The organism is Magnetococcales bacterium (genome assembly GCA_015228935.1).
Classification (GTDB): Bacteria; Pseudomonadota; Magnetococcia; order Magnetococcales; family DC0425bin3; genus HA3dbin3.
Map to the genome: position 1 here is coordinate 51,443 of JADGCO010000006.1, position 7,679 is coordinate 59,121.

General features: G+C 54.0%; 7 protein-coding genes and 1 tRNA gene. 4 read left to right on the forward strand and 4 right to left on the reverse strand.

Annotation, left to right across the window (positions count from 1 at the left end):
• Window positions 1-131 precede the first annotated feature (131 nt).
• Window positions 132-677: a hypothetical protein gene (locus HQL65_03230; GenBank protein ID MBF0135225.1), complete on the reverse strand. Its 546-nt coding sequence runs from the start codon at window positions 675-677 to the stop codon at window positions 132-134.
• Window positions 678-1,095: 418 nt separating this feature from the next.
• Here HQL65_03230 and HQL65_03235 point away from each other — a divergent pair, with 418 nt between their 5' ends.
• A complete protein-coding gene (locus HQL65_03235) occupies window positions 1,096-1,332 on the forward strand; it encodes a hypothetical protein (GenBank protein MBF0135226.1) in 237 nt (78 codons plus the stop codon).
• A 113-nt stretch (window positions 1,333-1,445) separates the two neighbouring features.
• Here the strand turns inward: HQL65_03235 and HQL65_03240 are convergent, their stop codons facing one another.
• Together HQL65_03240 and HQL65_03245 are read right to left on the reverse strand one after the other, a co-directional pair.
• Window positions 1,446-1,721 (reverse strand): hypothetical protein, encoded by a 276-nt coding sequence (locus tag HQL65_03240; protein MBF0135227.1) that lies wholly within the window; start codon window positions 1,719-1,721, stop codon window positions 1,446-1,448.
• 379 nt (window positions 1,722-2,100) lie between these two features.
• A tRNA-Ser gene (locus tag HQL65_03245) sits at window positions 2,101-2,190 on the reverse strand.
• Between the two features lie 159 nt (window positions 2,191-2,349).
• Here HQL65_03245 and HQL65_03250 point away from each other — a divergent pair.
• The 3 genes from HQL65_03250 to HQL65_03260 all read left to right on the forward strand — a co-directional run bounded on the left by HQL65_03250 (window position 2,350) and on the right by HQL65_03260 (window position 7,022).
• Window positions 2,350-3,894 (forward strand): 2,3-bisphosphoglycerate-independent phosphoglycerate mutase, encoded by a 1,545-nt coding sequence (locus HQL65_03250; GenBank protein MBF0135228.1) that lies wholly within the window; start codon window positions 2,350-2,352, stop codon window positions 3,892-3,894.
• A 168-nt stretch (window positions 3,895-4,062) separates the two neighbouring features.
• Complete coding sequence (locus HQL65_03255) at window positions 4,063-5,472, forward strand: peptidoglycan DD-metalloendopeptidase family protein (protein ID MBF0135229.1); 1,410 nt, start codon at window positions 4,063-4,065, stop codon at window positions 5,470-5,472.
• A 68-nt stretch (window positions 5,473-5,540) separates the two neighbouring features.
• Window positions 5,541-7,022 carry a S41 family peptidase gene (locus HQL65_03260; GenBank protein MBF0135230.1) on the forward strand — a complete coding sequence of 494 codons (1,482 nt, stop codon included), beginning with the start codon at window positions 5,541-5,543 and terminating at the stop codon, window positions 7,020-7,022.
• 422 nt (window positions 7,023-7,444) lie between these two features.
• Here HQL65_03260 and HQL65_03265 read toward each other — a convergent pair.
• Window positions 7,445-7,679: hypothetical protein (locus tag HQL65_03265; GenBank protein MBF0135231.1), on the reverse strand; the 235-nt coding region annotated here is incomplete at its 5' end.

Below are 7,679 nucleotides of genomic sequence, written 5' to 3' on the forward strand. Positions count from 1 at the left end.
CAGATTTGTTCGGTTAGTGGATTCCAACAGGATGGAAAGCAGTTGCAAGACAACCTGTTCGGTTGCCGTCAATCGGTTGTAATTTTCCTGGACTGTCTGCAACGAGGTATTTTCTTGGGGTGATGTCATGGTCATCGCTCCAGAATCGTGCCTTCAATCAGGTTGATTTCAGACTCCTGCCGACCATTTCCATCCATAACCTTGAACAACAAACTGTAAGCCACGCGCCATCGCGAACCATTTCGAGTCATGATGGAAGCCGTTTTCTGATTAAGATGAAGGACATTTCCGTACTGCTCCCGGTTCTCACGGTCATGAAACCCAACGGGGTCTCCAACCTTCAACTGGTTCTTGTCCAGTCCATTTTGCCCCTGACGCAGATGGATGTCCGTATTGACCCCACCCAGGTTGACTGAGTACAGGGGAACGCTCCACTGTTTGCCATCTGCCTTGTTACGTACATACAGGCAAGTTCGACGCACATCTTCCACGACAGCATCGACCAGTTTGTTTTCCTTGCTGCTGAAATAGGATATCTCCATCCCGGGCCGCAACTGCCGCTTGATCAGGAGAAGCCGTTCCGGTTGGTCCAACATGCCATCAATCCCAATCCTCAGCCGATACAAATCGAACGAGCTTGCACTTTGTAATTCATGAAGAATTTCTGAATAGTCCATCCTCTGCAGCCCTTTAACCAAAATGTCCGGACACCTCGATGCATTATAGTCGATTTCCTCCTCTGTTACGATAGCATGAAATCAACGGTCACGTCGCAGAGGTAATGCTCTTTGATCGCATCTACCAACCCCGCCCACATGACCACCGAAGAGCGCCTGACCGAGGTCGCTGCCATCCTGGCCGCCGGGGTCAGACGGGTGCTGAAATTGAGAAAAACAGAGAAAATTCCACTGGATAAGTCGCCAAGAACACGCCCTCATGTTCGCAAGAAACAACCAAACGGAGAACGGGCATGAGCATCAGCGTATTGCGACAGGTGACAGCCATCCAGACCATGGAGGGAGCCGAGTCGCACCCAAAACCCACCGCGATGACACCCTGATCCAGGCCGTGGCTCGTGGCTGGAAGTGGTGCAAAATGCTGGACCAAGGAAAGGCATCCAACCTGACGGAGATTGCCGCCAAGGAAAACATCAGCATCGGCTACGTCAGCCGCTTGTTTGACCTCTCCTTGCTCGCCCCGGACATCATCGAAGCGATTCTGGATGGGCGTCAACCTGCCGGTCTGACCCTCCAGGAACTGCGCGATGGTATCCCTCTGGCCTGGGAAGAGCAGCGGCGGAAGTATGGATTTCCAGAAGTTGCAATGGCGTAAAACAATCCCCCTTGGTACGATGCGGGTGTCATTTGGACCTCCAGTCTGATCAATGACACGCCAAAAGAGGGTGGAACAAGTTTCCACCCTCCGTGTTTAATTTCCACTTTCAATTACTTCAGCCGATTCAACGGCAAAATCTCATCACGATCATTGATCCCAACCACACCCATCTCAGCCATGGCCTGGATGGTAACCTTGATCTTGCCGTCTTCCAATCCCGTTTTTCCAGCCACCTTGGCCACCATTGGATTGATCACCTGCTGAAACTCTTCCTCGGTCATTGCCCGGGTGAGGGGTTTGCGTGGCGTCGGATGCTTTCCAGACCGTGACCGTTTCCGCTGGGCACGTTGGTCAGCGCGTTTCTGCTGGTTGCAGCTTTTCGTCATGACACCACCATCCTCTTGGCAACCAGGAGCCATCATGAATACACAAATTCACAGAAATTTCAGTGCATTGATGATAGAGAAAAGTTTATCCTGGGTACCTCTTGCCCACCCAGTCACTGGTGCGGAATGGCCAAAAAAAAGTCCAATGAAATCAGAGGTGAAGTTAACTATACCTTTTGGCCCACGGTATAGTTGAAATGGAGAATGGGGGCGAAGAGAGAAAAAAACAGCCGTCTCTGGGACGGTGGAAGGTAGAGTCAAACGAGTGAACCAAGACCCAGGCAACTTCGTAACATTTGGAATTATTGAAGAATTTTTCAGGACTGGGAGGGGATAAGCGGTTTCTTTGGGGGCGTGAGAAAGCCTTTTGGAAAAGGGGTGGCGGAGGAGCAGGGATTCGAACCCTGGGTGGAGTTGCCCCCACAACGGTTTTCGAGACCGTCCCGTTCAACCGCTCCGGCACTCCTCCAGAAAAAAGCCACCTGGTCCCCAACTCTAGACGAACCTGTTCTGTCAAGCAAGAACTTGTCGATGTGTACTGGCAGTACCATTGGTTCCTTGACGAGAGTGTGTTAGATTTTCCATCCGATATTTTTTTGCAACCTTGCTGCCGATAGAGAAATGGACCATGAGACCGAAACCGATGGTGCTGGTGGTGTTGGATGGCTGGGGCTTCCGGAGTGAAACAGCCAATAACGCGATTCATGCGGCGCGAACGCCCAATTTTGACCAGTGGATGCAATCCCGTCCCCACTCCCTGGTGGAAACATCAGCCGGTCATGTGGGGTTGCCGGATGGTCAAATGGGCAACTCCGAAGTGGGACACATGAATCTGGGAGCCGGGCGCATCGTCTACCAGGAGTTGACCCGGATCACCCTGGCCGTCAAGCAGGGAAGCTTTCATCGGAATCCGGCCTTTGTTGAAGGGATTGGCAAGGCCGTGGCTGCCGGTGGTGCGGTTCACATCATGGGTCTGCTCTCTCCAGGCGGTGTTCATTCTCATACGGACCATATGCTTGCTGCCGTGCAAACTGCCAGAGACAACGGTGCCAAAAAAATATTTGTGCATGGTTTCCTGGATGGTCGGGATACACCACCCCGTTCTGCCATGGAATTTGTGGCCGACTTTGAAAAGGGGTTGCAGGCCCTGGGAGCCGGACGGATCGCCACGATATGTGGGCGCTATTGGGTCATGGATCGCGACAAACGCTGGGACCGGGTCCAAACCGCCTACGACATGCTGACCCAGGGAAAGGGTTTCACGGCTGCGGATGGATTGTCCGCCGTGCGGGCCGGCTATGCGCGAGACGAAAATGACGAGTTTGTCAAACCAACGGTCATCGTGGAAAACGGCGCGGCCATCGGCACGGTCCGGGATGGAGATACCATCCTGATGCTCAATTTTCGTGCCGACCGGGTACGCGAAATCAGCCATGTGTTTACCGATCCCACCGAAGGCGACAAGGCGTTTACCGGCTTTAAACGGGAGCGTCTGCCCCGTTTGTCCGCCTTCGTCACCCTGACCCTTTATGATGAATCCCTGCAAAATGTATCCGTGGCCTTTCCGCCCGAACGTTTGCAGGAACTGCTGGGTCAGGAAATTGGCCGCCATGGTCTGAAACAGTTGCGGGCCGCCGAAACCGAAAAATATGCCCACGTCACCTACTTTTTCAATGGGGGCGAAGAGGCTCCCTGCCCGGGAGAAGATCGACTGCTGATTCCATCACCCCGGGTGGCAACCTACGATCTACAGCCTGAAATGTCCGCAATGCCCCTGACAGATGCTGTCCTGGAACGTATTCAGGGTGGTCAGTATGATTTGATTGTGGTCAACTATGCCAATCCGGACATGGTTGGTCACACCGGTATATTTTCTGCCGCAGTCAAGGCCATCGAGACTGTGGATGCCTGTCTGGGACGTCTGGCGGATGCGGTTCTGGGTGCTGGCGGGGAATTGTTGATCACGGCAGATCATGGCAATGCGGACCAGATGGTCGATGAGAACGGCCAACCCCATACCGCGCACACCAACAATCCGGCACCTTTACTTTATCTGGGACGCAAGGCCACCATGACCAATGGCGCTTTGTGTGACATTGCCCCCACCCTGTTGCGTCTCATGAACTTGCCCCAACCAGCCGCCATGACTGGACGTCCGCTCATCACGTTGTAAACAGGTCATGTCTGGCAACAGGCATCCATTTTTGGACGTGCAACGGACGAGCAACACCGCATCGGTATGCAACGAAACGTGAATATCCACCCCGGTTGGTCGCCAAAATGAATGCATACCATCCGGGGTGGCGCAATGGCGCAGGCATCCAGTCAAGGTACCTGAAGCATGCGTATCAAGTGGATCCAGGGTTGGCAGGACCAGTTCTTTGCACCATTGCCCGACAATGGTCTGGTCGCGCTCCGGCAAAATCTATCATCAGACTGGTTTGTCTGGTCCCTTGTGCTGCTCCTGGGATTGTACTCTCCCCTGGCTCGGGCAGCGAGAAACGATGCCCGATCCCTGGAACAAAATCGCGCCCGTCTGCAACAGGTTGTCAACCGCCTGCACCAGGAACAATCCGCCCTTGATCAGGCCAAAGGTCAGGAAAAAACCTTGCTGGGAGAGCTGGAAATCCTGGACCGGCAACTGGCTGATGATGAACAACGCCGCAAGGAATTGATGAACCACGCCAACCAGTTGAAAGAACAGGTCCCCGAATTGACCCAGCAAATCCAGATCCTGAAAGGGGAACAGGAACGCGCCCGGCATTTGTTGAATCAGCAGTTGCGAATGGCCTACGGCATCGGTGAACAAGGCATGCTCAAAATGTTGTTTTCGTCGCAGGATGTTGGCAAGCGGCGCGAAGGAGTCCAGTATTTTGGCTATCTGATTCAGGCCCGCAATCGACGCTTTCTGGAATATCGCGACACGGTCGTGCGTCTCGATGCCGCCATCAAAGGCCACAAAGCGCTGTTGGAACGTCTGGAAAAAATCACCGCCAAACAGGAAACAGAACGCCAGCAACTGTTGCATCGCCGCGAAGAACGCGCCACCTTGTTGCAGAGAGTCAAAAAGGACGCAGAAACGCGAGATCGGCAGGTTGCCGAACTGGCTCAATCCCAGGAGCGGCTGGAAACTTTCGTGACGCGGCTGGAGACCCTCCTCCAGGAAGAAAAAATCAAGGCTGCCCAGGAAAAAGAAGCCAGAATCGCCCGCAAAAAAGCCGCCAAAGAAGCCCGGGAACAAGCCGCCAAAGAAGCCCGGGGCAAGGCAGCCAAGGTGATCCGGGAAAAAGAAGACGAGGCCGACGACGATCAGGACACGGTTGACAATCGATCCGGAAAAATCCGCCACGCTCCGGCTGAAAAAGATGCCAGATTCGGGCGGATAGAAGAACAACGGGGTCGCCTGCCACAGCCGGTTCCCGGGCATGGACGAAGAAAACCCCCGGGAATGTTTTTCCAGACCCAACCGGCCACACCGGTGCGGGCTGTTTATCGGGGCGAAGTGGTTTATGCAGATTGGTTTCGGGGATATGGTCTCATGATCATCCTGGGACACGGACACCGTGCATACTCCTTGTATGGACACAATCAGCGCCTCCTGGTCAACCAGGGTGACTGGGTCAATGAAGGTGACAAGATAGCCGAATCCGGAGATACCGGATCCCTGGAAGGAATTCCCGGTCTCTACTTTGAAATCCGCCATCAGGGCAAGGTGGACAATCCCCAGCAATGGCTGGCAAGTGGCGGTTGAAAACGCGGTAACAATCAAATACGTTTGCTGGATTGAATTTGTGTGAGCCGAGCAGGCAGGAGTCATCGATGATCGTATCGTTCAAAAAAGGCAGTCGTTTCTGGTATGTCTTTGTGGCACTGGCCGTCCTGGTGGGACTGCATGTGGCCTCGGAGAAGGTCCTGGCTTTTGATCAGGTGGCCTACGAAAAACTTAAAGTATTTTCAGAGGTTTATGATCAGATCAAACAAAATTATGTCGAAGAGATCGATAACAAGAAAGTTCTCTACGGTGCCATTCATGGCATGCTGAAAACCCTGGATCCCCACTCTTCATTTCTGCCGCCGGAAAGTTTCAAGGAGATGAAGACAGAAACCCAGGGGGTGTTTGGTGGCCTCGGCATTGAGATCACCCGGGGAAACCGGGCCATCAAGGTGGTATCGCCCATCGAGGATACGCCTGCTTTCCGGGCCGGAATGAAGGCCGGCGACATGATCATCAAGATCGAAGAGGAAAGCACCCAGGACATGGACCTCATGGAAGCGGTCAAGCGGATGCGCGGCAAACCCGGCACCGGCATCAATTTGACCATCATGCGCCGGGGCGAGAGCAAACCTCTGATTTTCAATCTGGTCAGAGCCATCATCAAGGTTCACAGCGTCAAATGGCGGATGGAATCCGGCAATATTGGCTACGTCCGGATCATCCAATTCAATGAGCAGGCGTTCCCCCTGTTGCAAACATCCCTGGAAGAGATGAAGAGACAGGTCGATAAACGCGGTATCCAAGGTTTGGTACTGGATTTGCGTAACGATCCGGGCGGTCTGCTGGACCAGGCCGTGCAAGTGGCAGACGCCTTCATGGATGGTGGCCGAATCGTCTATACCAAGGGACGCATCCCGGGAAAGGATATGTCCTTTGACGCCCAACCAGGAGATTTGACAGATGGCGTGCCTATGGTCGTGTTGATCAATGGCGGCTCGGCATCGGCATCGGAAATCGTGGCAGGAGCGCTCCAGGATCATAAACGGGCCGTGATCATGGGAACACAGTCCTTTGGCAAGGGGTCGGTGCAAACCATATTCCCCTTGCCGGATGGATCCGGGCTGCGTCTGACCACAGCCCAGTATTACACTCCAAATGGTCGCTCCATTCAGGCCAAGGGCATTGCGCCGGATCTGGTTGTCGAGGATTTAAGCTTCACCGCCAAGCAGGAGGTCGGTGACCGTCCCAAAGAAAAAGATTTGAAGGGACATCTGAGAAGCGAAGATGAAGGGGATTTGATGCCAGGCGAGGATGATTTTGCGGAGCAGGGCAAAGAGACCCATAAAGACAAAGACAAAGACAAAGACAAAGACAAAGATAAAGACAAAGATAAAGCCAGGGAGAAAGATAAAAACAAGGATGACGACAAGAACAAAGATAAAGAAAAAGATCCCGCCGATACCGACAAGATAACCGGTCGGAGCAAGGAAGATTATCAGTTGCAAAGGGCTTTGGATCTGTTGCGGGGGTACCAGGTGTTCTCCCGTCGGTTGGGTCTGGAATCCGCTCCCGCCGTCGAGGAGTAGGAACAATGACCACAACCGGGGATGACTTTGGACAATTCCGAGCAAGTGCCAGATGCGGACCAGGAGTCCGCGGACCATGAAGCTTCTGAACAGAAGGGTCCCTTCCACAAAAAGGGAGTTTTGACTTTCGGTCTTTTGCTGATTGCCTGGATCGGTATCGGTGTCTATCTGTGGCCAGTGTTGCGAGATCCGCAACGTCTGGCCATGGCTTCTTCTTCGCTGGAAAGCGTGCTGCCAGCCTGGGGAGATGATGCTGATCGTGGTATTCTGGACAATTCATTCGGTACCAACGAACCCGGCAATGCGGATATCAGAACGTCTCATTCGGAAGCTGCATTTTCTACGACGCCATCCACGACTCAGGCATTTGAGACGGCAATGCGTGATGCAGCACCATCAGGGAGACCCGTATCTTCGGTCAGTCAGACCATCCCGACGGGAGAACCTGCGCCCACAGTCAGCCAGAACGTCCCATCGGGAGGGTCTGCATCCGCAGCCAGCCAAAACGTCCCATCAGGGGGATCCGCATCTTCGGTCAGCCAGGGCGTCCCGTCGGGGGGGTCCGCATCTTCGGTCAGCCAGGGCGTCCCGTCGGGGGGATCCGCATCTTCGGTCAGCCAGGGCGTCCCGTCGGGAGGATCCGCATCTTCGGTCAGC

Bases quoted from the DNA above. Each gene is read 5' to 3' on its own strand.
- HQL65_03235 (MBF0135226.1), top strand. From the start codon at position 1,096: ATGCTGGACCAAGGAAAGGCATCCAACCTGACGGAGATTGCCGCCAAG.
- HQL65_03230 (MBF0135225.1), bottom strand. From the start codon at position 677: ATGGACTATTCAGAAATTCTTCATGAATTACAAAGTGCAAGCTCGTTC.
- HQL65_03255 (MBF0135229.1), top strand. From the start codon at position 4,063: ATGCGTATCAAGTGGATCCAGGGTTGGCAGGACCAGTTCTTTGCACCA.
- HQL65_03240 (MBF0135227.1), bottom strand. From the start codon at position 1,721: ATGACGAAAAGCTGCAACCAGCAGAAACGCGCTGACCAACGTGCCCAG.
- HQL65_03260 (MBF0135230.1), top strand. From the start codon at position 5,541: ATGATCGTATCGTTCAAAAAAGGCAGTCGTTTCTGGTATGTCTTTGTG.
- HQL65_03250 (MBF0135228.1), top strand. From the start codon at position 2,350: ATGAGACCGAAACCGATGGTGCTGGTGGTGTTGGATGGCTGGGGCTTC.